Genomic DNA, 14,716 nt, shown 5'->3' with positions numbered 1-14,716 from the left:
AATAAGAAGGGCTTTTGGAACGAGGGGGCATGGGGGATGTCGTTATTTAAAAAGATGATGGCGCGTGTAGGAATTGGAGCAGCTACTGTAGACACACGCCTTTTCAAGGAAACATTGCTTCCTGGTGAATTGGTAACAGGCGAAGTTCATATTATGGGAGGAGATATTCAGCAGGATATTGATGAGATTTATATTTATGTTATTACTCATTATGAACGAGAAAATAATCAAAACAAGACAAAAGAAGAATGTATCCTGTTAAAGCATCGTTTGACAGAACCCTTTAGCATAGAACCGCAGGAAACAAAGGTCTATTCGTTTTCATTTCCATTACCTTATGCAACGCCTTTGACGATAGGAAGACAACCGGTCTATTTACGTACAGGCCTAGATATAAAAAATGCAATTGATCCTGGTGACTCAGATTATATTGAGGTACAACCGCATCCGATGATGGGGAACGTATTAGAGGCACTCTCTACATTAGGATTTCAGTTATATAAAGTCGATTGTGAATGGAATCGTCGGCTTGGTCAGCCTTATCCATTTGTACAAGAATTTGAATTTCGGCCACAAGGGCGGTTCCGTAAATATGTAGATGAACTGGAGGTCATTTTCTTTTTACAGGAAAATGAACTAGAGGTTCTGTTAGAGGTTGATAAACGTAAGCGCGGATTTGCAGGCATGCTGGAGGAAGCATTCGATATGGATGAGCGGTATGTGAGGCTGCGTTTAACTGAGCAGGATCAAAATAGACCAATTCGAGAGCTGACAGCATGGATTGAGCAGATGATTATGAAAAGCATTGGATAGGAAAAAAGCTAGTCGTAACTCCTTGGTATGAGATACAAGCTTGCTTCACACACTAGTCTTGATCTCATCCCAAGGAGTAGAGCATGGTATATATGATACGTAAAGGAGTAGCCTTGCTTATTGGCAGTGGATTACTTGCACTTGGAGTAAACGGTTTCATCATTCCGCATCAATTAATGGACGGCGGCTTGACCGGAATTGCTTTAATAATCAACTATATGGCGGGCTATAAAGTAGGGCTGGTCATGATCGTTATGAGTATTCCAATTTATCTATATGCTTGGTTTACAAAGCGATCTTATTTTTACGATAGCGTCAATGGATTGTTGCTTTCGTCCTTTTTGATTGATTTATTTTCGCCTTTGCAGCATGTCTCTGTATTTACCTCCTGTTCTCTATTATTCAGTAGTATTTTGGGAGGCTTGTTTATTGGCATGGGAATTGGGCTGTTACTTAGATTTAATACAACGACAGATGGATTTGATTTGGTGGCTAAACTTCTATCTGATGTAATACGAATTAATATTGGGATTGTGATCTTTGTATTTGATATCATCATCTTGTTGATAGGCGCACTGCTAGGCGATACGCCCCATTATTTTTATTCTTTTTTAGCGATCATGATCGTATCAGGAATTACTTTTTTGTGGAATCGTCGTGGAATGATCCAGACAGAATAAGTTGAGATTGTTAGTCAGAAAAGCTTGGCAGATGCCAGGCTTTTTTTATTGAGTAACCCCGATTAAGCATCGATTTTCGTCTCAAAATGGTATGCCGTACACCGTCTGAAAAAATTTTTTTCGAATACGAGGTATCAAGGCACATTTTTCAGACAATACTGTGAGCATGAAACATTTAGAGGAGGAATTTTCCAAATGAATTTGTTAGAAAAAACGAGACGAATAAATGCGATGCTACAAAAGACGATGGGCGGAAACGGGGTATCATATCAGGATATTGCTAAATTGCTCTCTGATATCATCAATTCCAATATGTATATCATCACGGCAGATGGTCAGATTTTAGGAAGTGGTTTTGCACAAGAGATTTCGATTCAGGAAACAGGTCGTTTTACGAGCTTTTTACCTGAAAACTATAAGGAAAAATTATTAGAGATTCATTTCTCAGTAGCTAACGAGGCAGTTCACAGTAACTACAGCATGGTTCCTGCTGAGTGGAAAAATCTGTTCCCTCAAATGATGACCACCATCGTACCTATTAATGCAGGTGGCAGTCGATTAGGAACATTAGTATTAACTCGTGCATTTGGTGCTTTTGAGACGGACGATCTCATCCTAGCTGAGATTGGTGCAACTGTAGTTGGGATGAAAATTGTACGTCAGCGAACAGAACAGATTGAAAATGAAGTTCGTGATAAAACATTTGCTAAGATTGCCTTGTCTTCTCTTTCCTATAGTGAGCAAATTGCGATTGAAAAAATCATGGAGCAATTGGATGCTAAGGAAGGGTTGCTGGTAGCTAGTCAATTAGCAGATCAGGCTGGATTGACCCGTTCTGTGATCGTTAATGCATTGCGTAAGCTTGCTAGTGCAGGAGTTCTTGAATCGCGTTCTCTTGGTATGAAGGGAACCTATATTAAGGTGCTAAATGATAAATTCCATTCTGAGTTAGAAAAATGGAAAACATCATAATCACATAAGCCAGTAGTAACGATTACCATGTTCTCCTTCCAGTTGTAAGGCATGCCTATTTCGGGCATGCCTTTTTTTATTATTTTTAATGTTTCATGTGAAACTTTACTGTAGTAAAGAAATGATATCTACGTGTAGATAATACTAAATATTTTTACTTATTAAATTTTTATATTTAAAAAGTCGTATAATTATGATATCTTTTTGATTAGGAGGTGTACAGCATGAAAGAGCTATGGAGAACTCCATCATTTCGTTGGTTCTGGCTTGGTATCTTTTTATCAGCTGTCGGAAATTCATTTGGATCGTTTGGGGTAAGCTGGTATTTATTACATCGAACAGGTTCTGGAGCGATTATGGGGACTTCTATTTTGTCCTATTATGTACCAGCTCTGATATCTGGATTAATAGCAGGCGTTTTATTGGATCGCATTGATCGAAGGAAACTCATTATTTTTGATAATGTGGTAAGAGGCTCTTTATATGGATTGCTTGTTTTTTTGCTGTCTTTACCAGCCGTACCAGTCGCTACCGTTTATATCATCATGGCCTTAGCTGGTATGTTGTCACCACTAAGCAGCACTGGTCAGCAAGCAATGCTTCCGAACTTAATCAAGGATAAGGAACTGCTCATTAAAGCAAATAGCGTGATGAGTGCGCAATGGCAGATTGTTTGGCTTTTTGGGCCTATGCTAGCCGGGTTAGCGGTTACGTTAATCGGACCGGCCAATGTCATTATTATCGATTCAATTAGTTTCTTTTTATGTGCAGCGTGCTTTTTACGAGTTTCCTATACATATAAGCCAAACTCAAACATATCAAGTCAGACAAAAAGAGAGGCGTTACTTCATTTTTGGAAAGATCTTGTGGTAGGTTATCGATATATAGGAACGAATTCGATGCTCCTTTCTCTGTTATTCTTTAGTCTGTTTTTTAATATGGGATATTCACCTGTAGAATTATTGCCTGTATACATACAGCAAGTATGGGGGATTGGAAAAGAGGCTTATCAAGGTTATATGCTTACAGCGATAGCGATCGGATCATTGGGTAGTTCGATGCTATTTATCGCCAAGAATTGGAAATACCCAATTGGAGTGACAGTCGGGGCGATTATTTTTTTGTGGGGTTTAGCTATATTCCCTCTAGGGTTTACGCAGCGCATGGAGATTGCTGTTGTGTGCTTCTTTGTTGGTGGGGTTGTTTTTGCTCCATTTAACGTATTAATTTCAACCTATATTCAAAAACAGGTGCCGAATGAGATTTTGGGGCGAGTTTTAACTGCCAATCGTTCCATCACAGGATTTGGTTTACCTGTTGGAAGTTTCTTATCCGGCCTCCTGGCTTCTTCATTAGGAATGGATCGTATCTTTGTTTATTGTGCCGTGCTATGTATGTTGGTTGGGATCATAGCGATGGTAAGGTTGCGAGCTTTACGATAATTTAGGATTATTTGCGATTCAGCAAGGGTGCGACTCGTTTCATAATAAAATCTGGTAATAAAGGATAAATGAGCGACAGTAGATGGAGACGCTTTGGTAGGGCTACCTCAAAGCGTTTCTGTTTTGTTGCTTTCATTATAGCTTTTGCCGTTTTTTCGGGAGATAGCAGATAACCACTTACTTTTTGTTTATATGTGCCTGTATTGTCTGCGTACATGAGAAATGGCGTATCAATCGGACCAGGTAAGGCACAGGTAACTGAGATGTGTGTAGCAGCTAGCTCATGTCGAAGTGACTCGCTGAATCTTATAACAGCGGCTTTTGTTGCAGCATATACAGCCGTTTTAGCAGAAGCAACACGACCTGCTAGAGAAGCAATATTCACAATCCTAGCTTCTGATTGAGCGAGCATCATAGGCAGGAAAGCACGAGTCATATATAATGTGCCCAATAAATTTGATTCAATGGTCTGGTGAATCTCTTCCAGTGAATGATCTAAAAAGGGCTTAAATAAAGCAGAGCCTGCATTATTGATGAGAATATCGCAACGGCCAAAGCGAATCTTTATCCAAGCAGAAAAGGCTCTTACTGCTTCATTATCGGACAGGTCTAGTTTATAGATGTGAAGCATTGGGGGACGGTTCCATTCACGCTGGATTCTTTTTAGTTTCGTGTGATCTCTGCTTGTAATAACCACATGGTATCCCTCACGAATGTACTCCTTGGCAAGTGCCATCCCAAGTCCACCGGTACCGCCTGTAACAATTACTACTGGTTTACTCATAATGCTACTCATTCACCTCCTATAAAACATCCTACCATTAACGATATTCTATGTAAAAAAAACCTGAAGGGAAAGGTTATAAAAGTCCTTGTCTGGGTGCAGTATAGCCATAGGAGGTGACCAATATGCCAGTTGTAAAATGCAGTGTAGCGAGTTGCACGTACTGGGGACAAGGAAACAATTGTAATGCTGATGCTATTATGGTGGACATTGATCCTCATGCAAACAAAGATTATGATGCTGAATTTGCAAACGAGTTCGGTTATGATACCGAGCACCGTGATTATGCAACAACTTCTCGAGAAACCTGTTGTCATACGTTCAAGCCAAAGGCGTAATCGCTTCCTAGGTTGAAAGAATCCCCCTGCCGAAAGTGGGTTAGATTTTGGCAGGGGGATTCAATGTGTAGCGACAAAGAAAAAGGACGTAATCTCTGATCAGGGTACGTCATACTGCGGAGAAACTTTTATTTTCCTTAAATCGAATTTGATCATACTGTACGAAAGTATTATAAAAGAAGATCGTTCTCACTTAGTAAGGTGCAGAGCGATCTTTTTTATTCTGTACAGTTGCTGATCAGTAGTGCCGGTCTTATACCATTGCTTTGTCTTTTACGAACAGTGTAGAGAAGGCTGTGCATGCTTTTTTTCACCCTATAAAATTTGTTCAATTGATTAAAAGCTTTCAGTAATAGAACTATCAGATTAACTCGAATGGTTCTGAAAAATCAATTTTTTCTAGATGTTTACTATTATTTTATGCTGATGTCTTGACCAGTATATATGTGTAGTACAGAGATGGCCCTATCATTTTATGGAAACACCGACAATTCAAGAAAGGAATTGCCGGTGTTTGAAAAGTGATAAGGAGTTACGTAACTACAAATTCTACAATGATCGGTGTACCTGGATCGAGCGCATCGCCACCAGGAATTGTGATTGCTGTCGTCGTGACAGAAGAAGTATCGGCTGTTTGAAGTACGCCATTTATATAAAGATTGTAGTAGGAAAATGATGCTGGAAATGCAGTCGCGGCCGCACCAGCGTCATTAGTGAAAACTGTTGCTGCAACTGAAAATGTAGCGCCGGTACCCGTTCCAGCTCCTGCAGTAGACGCGAATCTTCTACCGGCAATAAAAGGTTTTGTAATCGCCATTTTACATGCACCTCCTTTCTATTATATTAAATGCAAGTAATTGAATAAAGGACAGGGCGGATCAATTGATCGCTCTAAATCATTTTTAGAGAATTAATTGAACCGTAAAATGAACAATTTCTACAATGATTGGACTTCCTAAAAAAATCGTACCTCCTTTCGGATAGAAAATAAGAGCATTTGGATTTACTACATATAGACTGCCTTCCTGCAATATCCCGTTGATGTATAAATTGTTATAGCTATTTTGCCCGAGTCCAATAAATCCCGTACTCAAGTTACCTAAATCATTAGTAAATTGAGTAGCGAGAATAACTGTAGGGGTAGTTAGTTCAATATCTGAGCTGGCGGTAAAAAAGTATCGATTAACAGTTGGGAAAATACTAATGGAATTGATGGATCCGGTAGGTCCCTGAGGTCCTGTAGGTCCTTGAGGTCCAGTGATGCCTTGAGGTCCAGTGATGCCTTGGGGTCCGGTGATACCTTGAGGTCCAGTAACGCCTTGGGGTCCAGTGATGCCTTGAGGTCCGGTGATGCCTTGGGGTCCAGTAATTCCTTGGGGTCCGGTGATGCCTTGGGGTCCAGTGATGCCTTGAGGTCCAGTAACGCCTTGAGGTCCGGTAGCGCCTTGAGGTCCAGTAGCACCTTGAGGTCCAGTAGCACCTTGGGGTCCAGTGATGCCTTGAGGTCCAGTAACGCCTTGAGGTCCGGTAGCGCCTTGAGGTCCAGTAGCACCTTGAGGTCCAGTAGCACCTTGAGGTCCAGTAGCACCTTGAGGTCCAGTGATGCCTTGGGGTCCAGTAACGCCTTGGGGTCCAGTAACGCCTTGGGGTCCAGTAACGCCTTGGGGTCCAGTAACGCCTTGAGGTCCAGTAACGCCTTGAGATCCGGTAGCGCCTTGAGGTCCAGTAACGCCTTGAGGTCCGGTAGCGCCTTGAGGTCCAGTAACGCCTTGAGGTCCAGTGATGCCTTGGGGTCCGGTGATGCCTTGAGGTCCAGTGATGCCTTGGGGTCCAGTGATGCCTTGAGGTCCAGTGATGCCTTGAGGTCCAGTGATGCCTTGAGGCCCAGTAATGCCTTGGGGTCCAGTAACGCCTTGAGGTCCAGTGATGCCTTGAGGTCCAGTGATGCCTTGGGGTCCGGTGATGCCTTGAGGTCCAGTGATGCCTTGGGGTCCGGTGATGCCTTGAGGTCCAGTAACGCCTTGAGGTCCAGTGATGCCTTGAGGTCCAGTGATGCCTTGGGGTCCAGTGATGCCTTGAGGTCCGGTGATGCCTTGAGGTCCAGTAACGCCTTGAGGTCCAGTGATGCCTTGAGGTCCGGTGATGCCTTGGGGTCCAGTGATGCCTTGGGGTCCAGTGATGCCTTGAGGTCCAGTGATGCCTTGAGGTCCAGAAATCCCCTGAGGTCCAGTAGCCCCTTGAGGTCCAGAAATCCCCTGAGGTCCAGTAACGCCTTGAGGTCCGGTAGCGCCTTGAGGTCCAGTAATGCCTTGGGGTCCAGTAACGCCTTGAGGTCCGGTAACGCCTTGAGGCCCGGTAGGCCCGCACTGAGGATAACATATAACTACTTTAGAAGGGCGACAAGTTACACAGACAGTTGTCTTACATCTTTTTCTTTGTTTATAATAAGTTTTATTTTTACATTTTCTTCTTGAATCATAGATTTCCAATGTAAGCCCCCCCTAATATTTTCCACTACTATTTATGCTACGTTTTTTACCTATTAGTGAATTAGACTTTCAACTAATATCTGGTAGGTTGAAATCTATTTTTATGCATTTAGGCTAATTAGGGGGTGGTGTATCTGAATTTACGTTTAGCATCATAGAACAAGTACGATTGCTAATCAAGGAAAGTGTTGATTTACGTCTAAATGAAAATAAGACAAGAAGCTTAGGACAAGATAAGGCTTAAAAGGCCTACAAGCAGCTTTTTATATGGTTGAATATTCAAAAATATATCCCGAAGAAAGCATATACGGGTAGCTGATGCCTTTTTATGTAAAAAATGTTATTTGTACCTTTCGTTTCAACTCTAATATTCATCTGATAATAGTATTATTTATAAAAGAGATGTGAAATTCAAATGTCAATAATTGTACCCCTAAGTGATGAATTTCCGCTTTCGTCATCGGGGATTTACGTACCATTGATCTTATGCCAATAGTTGGATGGACGTTTACTTATAATGTTAATACTGATTTATTTAAGCCAATTCGTATGGATTATATATCGTTTAGTGTAGATGGGACCAGGTCAACGGTTATTCGTCTAGTCAAGAATGCCACTTTAGAAGGAACTCCAGTCTTTACTGATGTTTCTACAGATACAAGCGTTATGGAATTTGATACGGATGGTACAACTGTTTCAGACGGAAAAACTGTACTTTTAATTGCCCTTGGTAGGGTAGATTCAGGACAACTGGTTTTGGGAGAAATAGACATTGAGCTAAGTCCAGATGAAAGCTTGACAATTTCAGCAGCATCAGCAGCTTCTTCGGAAGTGAGCATAGCGGTGTCATGGCAAGAAATGTATTATGATAAACCAATTGTAATTATTAGACTGAGCAAATGCTTGATTGCGTACAAATATTGTTTAATTCTTTTTTTATACGAAGTTTTGCCTAATAGATAAAATATTGAAAAAATTTAATTAATATAAAGAGAAACGCAAAATACAGCTAATATGCTGAGTCGGTTGTCCATTACGAAACTAGTAAGGGTTGTATATGATAAATCAAGGAAACTCGAAAAGAGATTCCCACATATTGAAAAGGTGTGAAGAAAAATGGCAATTACCAAACCCTTTGTTACATCGAGAAGATTTGTGTCCACAGCAGGAGCTGGTACAGGAACAGGTGCGGCATTTGCAATTGCAGCTACAGCTTTTACAGATGATACTAATGCAGCGGCTACAGCATTCCCGTCATTTACCTATTACAATCTTTATATTAACGGTGTGCTTCAGTTAGCTAATGCCTCGACTGTTAGCACAACTACACTTGGTATTCCAGGAGGAGACACACTTGACCCCGGGGTACCAATTATCGTTGTTTTTGTTATAACCTAGTCCTGTAATTTTTCTTAATACGGATCTTTGTAAGAGATATTAGATATTTGTCATTGGGCTTTTAGGGTTTTTTTATAAGAGGAAGAGCCCTAGGTAAATACCATCTGCGAGCGACTGCTTACATCATCTTTTATTAATAAATACAACAAAGATACCACCGCATCCCATAATATCTCTGGATAAACGGGGTATCTTGTCATATAAAAAAGGTCGCCGAAATCTTTTCGACACCCTGACGTATCCCCTTAAAAGGTTACGTCTTTTTTATTTGGGAACTTTAAAGTAAATCAAATGCATTTTTCAAACCTACAGGGCTTGTTTCTCTACTAAAGTCAGGACATGCTCCACTTCCAGACGTCTAATAAAGGATTCCGCTTCATTCCAGTTCGTAATGCGATGGACTAAGGACGGAAGCTCACCTTGGTTATACGGCGTGTCAAACAATAGAACAGGGATGTTCAGTTCACTGGATAATTGTAAGGCATTTTCTAATCGATCCTCCATAAATAGATCAATGCCCCATGCTTTCGCGGCACGAACTTTATCATGACTGCCAACCAAATCGATATGATGATAAGGGATATGATGTTTAGCAAACCAAGCTTTGGTTACCTGCATATCCTCTGAAGCTCTGGCACTGATATAAATAAGTTCATGAGTGAAGTGCCAGTTTTGCAAAATTTCGGAGGCGTTGCCATGTAGAAGAGAGTGGGAGTAGACCTCTTGGCTATTTTGTAAAAGCCAGGTAGTAAACTCTTCATCTGTGATTCCATATACATTCGCTAAATTATATTCAAAGCAATCTTGTAGTGTTAAATTTTTGCCAAAGGATCGATTCAAAAAAGGGACAATACTGCTAGGATCGGTAACTGTACCGTCAATATCAATACCAATTTTTAGTGATTTTTTGTTTGTCATCTCCTCGCCTCCTGAGTAAATTGTACACCGAAGACAGAGAATAAGGCTACTTCCTTCATTTCATCCTGATTAAAAAGGGGTTGGAGCACAGCATGGGTAACGATCAGAAACGACGTTTACGTGGTGAGCAGAAGGAAGCGGGGACTGCTCAAAGCCGCAGAGACAAAATTGATACTAAGTCGTATGATACGGAGCTAGCTCAGGATTCATGGATGCGGGCTTCACTGGAGCCAGGCGCTACCCAAACGAAGGGGAATGTTGAATATAATCCTTTGACACAGACGGAGCGCTATTCAGGCGATCAAAATCAATCTACACAAGCGGTGGCGAAATCTTCTCAGGTCAATAATAATGATTCCATGTCGTATCGAAATGATGTCTCAACAGAAACAGCTGCGGAAATCGCCGAGCCATACCGTCCGACACGGTTACGCAATGGCGATAATTCTAGCTTGCGAGAAGCAAGACAAGCTGAAGATAAGGATGGCAATTTAGTCCAAGGTAGCGGAATAGGAATGGTAGGAATAGGCTCATCCATCTTGTCCTTATTCCTGCTACCTTATGTTCTAGGCCCTCTGGGAATTGTGCTGGGATTCCTAGCTTATCGTCGTGAGGCAAGATCAATGGGGACGTGGGCAATGGTTATCGGAGCTCTTGCCTTTGTAGGAGCACTTTTAATTTATCCGTATTACTCTGCCCGGTAAATCATTATTATCGACAAAATAAAGCAAAGCGAGGGGCTGACTTGTAGGCATTGAACCTGCAAGGCTAGCCCCTCCTTTGTGTGAAATAAAGGGAAAATACGATAGAAAAGTGCTAATCTTGCAATTGATGCTGAGATTTTTATCATTTAGATTTGGACATGTGTAACTTCAATTCTTGCATTCGACTATGAAGACGTGGATCTTGAGAATAGCGAGGTATGTAGCCATCGATCATTCTCGTAATGGAAGAACAAAAAAATGATAGTAATAACCCGCCACTCATCTGACATACGTTTACCCAGTGAAAGATGAAAACCTTCAACAAACCCCGATCCTTGCCTATACGCCTATACCAAACAAGAGAGGATCAGGCAGTATGGATGCGATAACCGGTAAATTTGAAGAATAGTAGAAGATCAGAAAGCATCACCAAAGTCCTCATCCTATGTAGGGTGAGGACTTATTCTCAGCGATACAAAACGGACTCAAACGGTGTAAGAGCGGCGATTACCGCTTCTTTAAAAACATGAGCGCGAGTAATTTTACCATTTGTAAAAAGACCATATGCTCCCTCTTTGTGATTACTATTACTAGTTCCTGATAACCTATCAATCACTTCGCGTAATTCCCTACCCGATCTTTTCATATCTTCTCCAATATGATTAGGGATGGGAAAAGAAAGTCCTTTCCCAATATGTAAGGTTTCCCCATTCCAAGCGGCACAGATGGAGATGAGATACCACTGTTTCGTATAGATAGCATCAAAGGTCAGACCACCCTCTAGTCCGAAGCCTATCTCAGCATTAGGGACAGCCTCAAGGGCTAGCTTGGCCCGCGTAATGGCCCCTCTAATCGTTTCATCCTCAGATAAAGGCTGCTCAGCTACCCCAGAAGGCACACTTACACACTGAGGCTGAATATCAGTAGCTAAAAAGATGGCTTTCTGTTTAGCCTGATTCTGACTTCCTAAAGCAAGCGTTTTATACAATAGTTTTCACTCCCACCTTTTGCTTCTTGATTATTATAACAGGTTGGAAGTGTATCTATTAAACGTGCATGTTAAAGCTTATCGAATAGATTTCTTTAATAGAAACGAAACAAGCTGTAAAGAAGAAATCATGAACTACATCGCCTGTGATACAATGAGAAAAAATATCGGAATGGTGGGAGTCGGGCATGAGGTTTACGAAAATGCATGGGATAGGCAACGATTACGTATATGTCAATTGTTTTGAAGAGTCTCTCACGAATGTAGATTTGCCGGAACTTTCACGAAGAGTAAGCCAGCAACACTTCGGAATCGGGGCAGACGGTTTAATTTTGATTATGCCTTCAACAATAGCAGATTTTCGGATGAGAGTATTTAATAACGATGGTAGCGAGGCCCGTAATTGTGGTAACGGACTACGTTGCGTGAGTAAGTATGTTTTTGACCATGGCTTGACGAAGGAGACATCCTTTACCATTGAAACAAATGGGGGAATTGTTACCCCGGTTGTACATATAGGTGCGGATGGGAAAGTAGAGAAGGTGACAGTTGATATGGGAAAACCACGTTTATTGCGTGGACAAATCCCTATGGCGGGGGACCCCGATACGAAAGCGATTGGTGAACAGGTGCAAATCAACGGGCGGACCTTGACTTTCACAGCAGTTTCTATGGGGAATCCTCATGTAGTGATTCTAACGGATAAAATCTCCGAAGAAGAAGTAACAACCTATGGTCCATTACTAGAAAAGCATGCTTTATTTCCTGAAAGAGCGAACATTGAATTTATTTCCGTAAATACACCTTCTGATATTACCTTTCGTGTATGGGAGCGGGGCTCTGGTGTAACACTTGCTTGCGGAACGGGAGCATGTGCTGCATTAGTAGCCGCTGTTTTAGAAGGAAAAGCAGAGCGAATGGCCACGATACATTTACTGGGAGGCGATTTGCAGATAGAATGGCGTGAGGCTGATCAGCATGTTTATATGACAGGTGCAGCCGCCGAGGTATTTGCAGGTGAGTATTTTGGAGCATTGCCGTTACTAGATCAATAGCATCCTTTATTTTAGATAAAAGAGGGCAAAAAAGTGGTTATCTCCTTATCGTGTGAGTAACCACTTTTCCTATAGAAACTAGCCAGTAGACATATGAGAATTTTCATGTTCATCTTTAGTTGTATACCTCTGTTAAGACATCGTGGGAGGTTTCATCATCAATATAGATTTGCTTTGATTTTTCTGCCTTTTCAACCTCTTGCTTTAGCTTTTGCAATTCATCCTCCATTTGTTTGATTTTTTCCATTACTGTCATGATAAGGTCCCCTTTCTAGCTGAATTTATTGATAATTCTAACAAGTATAAAGAAGTGTGTAAAGCAGCGATCTTTGTTGAAAACGTTTACAACTATGACTTAAATGTGAACGAGCGCTTGGTAGATTCATTCGACTGATGGTTAGGATAAGACAAGAAGCCGCTTTTTATACCAAAGGACGGCTAACGCCCTACAGCAATTATCAAGCCAAAGTAAAGAACTACAGCATGAAGGTAGTTGTAAAAACAAACAATATGGTATGATGTAAGACAGTTCGACCCAGATTTGAATTGTAGGAAGGGTGTCTTTGCCGTGATTTACCTGGATAACAGTGCCACGACCCAACCCCATCCGCAGGTGATTGACACCATGAAGCGGACTATGGAAGCATATTATGGGAATCCTTCTTCCTTGCATCGTTTGGGAGTAGAGGCAGAGAATGTTTTAAAACAGGCTCGTCAAATTGCTGCCCACGCTTTGCAAAAGAAACCAACAGAGATTTTCTTCACTTCCGGTGGCACGGAAAGTAACAATACAGCCATTAAAGGTGTAGCCATGCGTTATCGTGAGCGTGGTCGCCATATTATTACAAGCCAAATAGAGCATGCCTCTGTTTTGGATGTTTGTAAACAGCTAGAGGAATTTGGCTACGATGTAACTTATCTTCCTGTTAATAAGGAAGGGAGAGTCTCCCTAGAAGATGTGAAACAGGCTATGCGCCCTGATACGATTCTTGTATCTATTATGCATGTCAATAATGAGTTAGGGACTATCCAACCGATTAATCAGATTGGTACATATCTGAAGCTGTTTCCTAAGGTTATCTTTCATGTCGATGCAGTACAAAGCTTTGGAAAGGTACCCCTTCGTATAAATGAGTGGGGAGTTGATTTGCTAAGCTTATCTGCTCACAAATTTCACGGTCCTCGTGGTGTTGGTATTCTTGTAAAACGTGAGAATATGCTGATTGAGCCTTTATTAAAAGGTGGAGGTCAGGAAAGTGGACTGCGTTCCGGTACGGAAAACATCCCCGGAATTGCAGGAATGGCAAAAGCCATGCGTTTAATTGAAGAGACGGCTACACAGGATATGTCAAGGCTAAAAGAGATGCAGCAACGTTTAAGAGACGGAATTCAACAAATTCCTGGATGTATAATTAATTCTCCTGAAACAGAAGCGGCACCTCATATCATAAATATTTCCGTGCTAGGGATGAAAGCCGAGGTTTTGTTACATGCCCTAGAAGCGGAAGGATTCTGTGTGTCTACTCGCTCCGCTTGCTCAGCTAAGTCTGATGAGCCAAGTCCAGTATTGGTAGCAACAGGAATGAGTCGCGAACAGGCCAAATCTTCTTTGCGAATAAGCCTAGGTAAACAAAATACCATGGATGACGTGGAGAAATTTTTAGTAGCGCTGCAAACATGCAAAAATCGCATTTTACCATATACAAAAGTGTAGAGGATGACAGCAATGAACTATGATGTAATTTTGATTCGCTATGGCGAATTAGCACTAAAAGGACGTAATCGAGATCAATTTGAAGATACGCTGATGAGAAATGTCCGAAATGTACTGGAGGTTCACCCATCCGTTGAGGTATATCGACGGTACGGGCGGATGTATGTCCAATTGAATGGAGAGAATCCCTACGAGGTAATGGAGAAGTTACAAGCAGTGTTTGGAATTACCTCCATTAGCCCAACGATTCAGGTTGAACAAACCGATGAAGCTATTAAAGAAGGAACGCTTCGCTTGGTTCAGTCTCTGACCCCTGCTCCGCGTACCTTCCGTGTAGACACGCGCAGAGCTGATAAACGTTACCCAATGCCTTCGATGGATGTTAATCGAATGGTAGGGACTCATCTCCTACGAAATATTG

General features: G+C 41.5%; 17 protein-coding genes (1 of these 17 cut by a window edge). 11 read left to right on the top strand and 6 right to left on the bottom strand.

The genetic code is table 11. The features are described 5' to 3' along the window. Positions 1–36: 36 nt before the first annotated feature. The 4 genes from GOP56_RS12100 (at position 37) to GOP56_RS12085 (ending at position 3,907) form a co-directional block, all read left to right on the top strand. The gene (locus tag GOP56_RS12100; RefSeq protein WP_163245717.1) at positions 37–813 is read left to right on the top strand and encodes a sporulation protein; all 777 of its coding nucleotides are present in this window, start codon (positions 37–39) and stop codon (positions 811–813) included. An 83-nt stretch (positions 814–896) separates the two neighbouring features. Next, on the top strand, positions 897–1,493 hold the full coding sequence (locus GOP56_RS12095) for a YitT family protein (protein ID WP_003334867.1): 597 nt from the start codon (positions 897–899) through the stop codon (positions 1,491–1,493). 195 nt (positions 1,494–1,688) lie between these two features. Then, complete coding sequence (gene codY, locus GOP56_RS12090) at positions 1,689–2,465, top strand: GTP-sensing pleiotropic transcriptional regulator CodY (protein WP_003334868.1); 777 nt, start codon at positions 1,689–1,691, stop codon at positions 2,463–2,465. A gap of 224 nt (positions 2,466–2,689) precedes the next feature. Continuing rightward, positions 2,690–3,907, top strand: coding sequence for an MFS transporter (locus tag GOP56_RS12085; RefSeq protein WP_163245716.1), 1,218 nt, complete (start codon positions 2,690–2,692; stop codon positions 3,905–3,907). Between the two features lie 7 nt (positions 3,908–3,914). Here GOP56_RS12085 and GOP56_RS12080 read toward each other — a convergent pair whose 3' ends face one another. After that, positions 3,915–4,691: an SDR family NAD(P)-dependent oxidoreductase gene (locus GOP56_RS12080; protein WP_163246850.1), complete on the bottom strand. Its 777-nt coding sequence runs from the start codon at positions 4,689–4,691 to the stop codon at positions 3,915–3,917. Between the two features lie 125 nt (positions 4,692–4,816). Between GOP56_RS12080 and GOP56_RS12075 the strand changes: the two genes are divergently transcribed. Then, complete coding sequence (locus GOP56_RS12075; RefSeq protein WP_163245715.1) at positions 4,817–5,029, top strand: DUF1540 domain-containing protein; 213 nt, start codon at positions 4,817–4,819, stop codon at positions 5,027–5,029. Positions 5,030–5,561: 532 nt separating this feature from the next. Here the strand turns inward: GOP56_RS12075 and GOP56_RS12070 are convergent. Both GOP56_RS12070 and GOP56_RS12065 read right to left on the bottom strand, forming a co-directional pair. After that, complete coding sequence (locus GOP56_RS12070) at positions 5,562–5,846, bottom strand: DUF4183 domain-containing protein (protein WP_163245714.1); 285 nt, start codon at positions 5,844–5,846, stop codon at positions 5,562–5,564. A gap of 85 nt (positions 5,847–5,931) precedes the next feature. Continuing rightward, positions 5,932–7,518 (bottom strand): DUF4183 domain-containing protein, encoded by a 1,587-nt coding sequence (locus GOP56_RS12065; RefSeq protein WP_163245713.1) that lies wholly within the window; start codon positions 7,516–7,518, stop codon positions 5,932–5,934. Positions 7,519–8,004: 486 nt separating this feature from the next. Here GOP56_RS12065 and GOP56_RS12060 point away from each other — a divergent pair, with 486 nt between their 5' ends. Both GOP56_RS12060 and GOP56_RS12055 read left to right on the top strand, forming a co-directional pair. Then, the gene (locus GOP56_RS12060; RefSeq protein ID WP_163245712.1) at positions 8,005–8,481 is read left to right on the top strand and encodes a hypothetical protein; all 477 of its coding nucleotides are present in this window, start codon (positions 8,005–8,007) and stop codon (positions 8,479–8,481) included. 153 nt (positions 8,482–8,634) lie between these two features. Then, positions 8,635–8,916, top strand: coding sequence for a DUF4183 domain-containing protein (locus GOP56_RS12055; protein ID WP_022586564.1), 282 nt, complete (start codon positions 8,635–8,637; stop codon positions 8,914–8,916). A gap of 306 nt (positions 8,917–9,222) precedes the next feature. Here the strand turns inward: GOP56_RS12055 and GOP56_RS12050 are convergent, their stop codons facing one another. Continuing rightward, complete coding sequence (locus tag GOP56_RS12050) at positions 9,223–9,834, bottom strand: 5' nucleotidase, NT5C type (protein WP_096887593.1); 612 nt, start codon at positions 9,832–9,834, stop codon at positions 9,223–9,225. 92 nt (positions 9,835–9,926) lie between these two features. Between GOP56_RS12050 and GOP56_RS12045 the strand changes: the two genes are divergently transcribed. Beyond that, positions 9,927–10,538 (top strand): cytochrome d ubiquinol oxidase subunit II, encoded by a 612-nt coding sequence (locus GOP56_RS12045; protein WP_163245711.1) that lies wholly within the window; start codon positions 9,927–9,929, stop codon positions 10,536–10,538. 466 nt (positions 10,539–11,004) lie between these two features. On the opposite strand, the gene GOP56_RS12040 is transcribed toward GOP56_RS12045, so the two are convergent. Beyond that, positions 11,005–11,526 carry a DUF84 family protein gene (locus tag GOP56_RS12040; RefSeq protein ID WP_163245710.1) on the bottom strand — a complete coding sequence of 174 codons (522 nt, stop codon included), beginning with the start codon at positions 11,524–11,526 and terminating at the stop codon, positions 11,005–11,007. 188 nt (positions 11,527–11,714) lie between these two features. On the opposite strand from GOP56_RS12040, the gene dapF reads away from it, so the two are divergent. Beyond that, complete coding sequence (gene dapF / locus GOP56_RS12035; RefSeq protein ID WP_101669054.1) at positions 11,715–12,581, top strand: diaminopimelate epimerase; 867 nt, start codon at positions 11,715–11,717, stop codon at positions 12,579–12,581. A 115-nt stretch (positions 12,582–12,696) separates the two neighbouring features. Here the strand turns inward: dapF and GOP56_RS23410 are convergent, their stop codons facing one another. Next, positions 12,697–12,837: a hypothetical protein gene (locus GOP56_RS23410; RefSeq protein ID WP_003338667.1), complete on the bottom strand. Its 141-nt coding sequence runs from the start codon at positions 12,835–12,837 to the stop codon at positions 12,697–12,699. A 369-nt stretch (positions 12,838–13,206) separates the two neighbouring features. Between GOP56_RS23410 and GOP56_RS12030 the strand changes: the two genes are divergently transcribed. Together GOP56_RS12030 and thiI are read left to right on the top strand one after the other, a co-directional pair. Next, positions 13,207–14,295 carry a cysteine desulfurase family protein gene (locus tag GOP56_RS12030; RefSeq protein ID WP_254068408.1) on the top strand — a complete coding sequence of 363 codons (1,089 nt, stop codon included), beginning with the start codon at positions 13,207–13,209 and terminating at the stop codon, positions 14,293–14,295. Positions 14,296–14,307: 12 nt separating this feature from the next. Beyond that, a protein-coding gene (gene thiI, locus GOP56_RS12025) for a tRNA uracil 4-sulfurtransferase ThiI (protein ID WP_163245709.1) crosses the window boundary here: on the top strand, positions 14,308–14,716 show its start. It continues 791 nt past the right edge of the window; only the first 409 of its 1,200 coding nucleotides appear in the window; the start codon lies at positions 14,308–14,310; the stop codon falls past the right edge of the window.

The organism is Brevibacillus sp. 7WMA2 (assembly GCF_010748895.1).
Taxonomy (GTDB): Bacteria; Bacillota; Bacilli; order Brevibacillales; family Brevibacillaceae; genus Brevibacillus_B; species Brevibacillus_B halotolerans.
This window is presented reverse-complemented; position numbering and strand designations above follow the sequence as displayed.

Coding starts and splice junctions, on each gene's coding strand:
- GOP56_RS12100 (WP_163245717.1), top strand. CDS start 37: ATGTCGTTATTTAAAAAGATGATGGCGCGTGTAGGAATTGGAGCAGCT.
- GOP56_RS12095 (WP_003334867.1), top strand. CDS start 897: ATGGTATATATGATACGTAAAGGAGTAGCCTTGCTTATTGGCAGTGGA.
- codY (WP_003334868.1), top strand. CDS start 1,689: ATGAATTTGTTAGAAAAAACGAGACGAATAAATGCGATGCTACAAAAG.
- GOP56_RS12085 (WP_163245716.1), top strand. CDS start 2,690: ATGAAAGAGCTATGGAGAACTCCATCATTTCGTTGGTTCTGGCTTGGT.
- GOP56_RS12080 (WP_163246850.1), bottom strand. CDS start 4,691: ATGAGTAAACCAGTAGTAATTGTTACAGGCGGTACCGGTGGACTTGGG.
- GOP56_RS12075 (WP_163245715.1), top strand. CDS start 4,817: ATGCCAGTTGTAAAATGCAGTGTAGCGAGTTGCACGTACTGGGGACAA.
- GOP56_RS12070 (WP_163245714.1), bottom strand. CDS start 5,846: ATGGCGATTACAAAACCTTTTATTGCCGGTAGAAGATTCGCGTCTACT.
- GOP56_RS12060 (WP_163245712.1), top strand. CDS start 8,005: ATGCCAATAGTTGGATGGACGTTTACTTATAATGTTAATACTGATTTA.
- GOP56_RS12055 (WP_022586564.1), top strand. CDS start 8,635: ATGGCAATTACCAAACCCTTTGTTACATCGAGAAGATTTGTGTCCACA.
- GOP56_RS12050 (WP_096887593.1), bottom strand. CDS start 9,834: ATGACAAACAAAAAATCACTAAAAATTGGTATTGATATTGACGGTACA.
- GOP56_RS12045 (WP_163245711.1), top strand. CDS start 9,927: ATGGGTAACGATCAGAAACGACGTTTACGTGGTGAGCAGAAGGAAGCG.
- dapF (WP_101669054.1), top strand. CDS start 11,715: ATGAGGTTTACGAAAATGCATGGGATAGGCAACGATTACGTATATGTC.
- GOP56_RS23410 (WP_003338667.1), bottom strand. CDS start 12,837: ATGACAGTAATGGAAAAAATCAAACAAATGGAGGATGAATTGCAAAAG.
- GOP56_RS12030 (WP_254068408.1), top strand. CDS start 13,207: ATGAAGCGGACTATGGAAGCATATTATGGGAATCCTTCTTCCTTGCAT.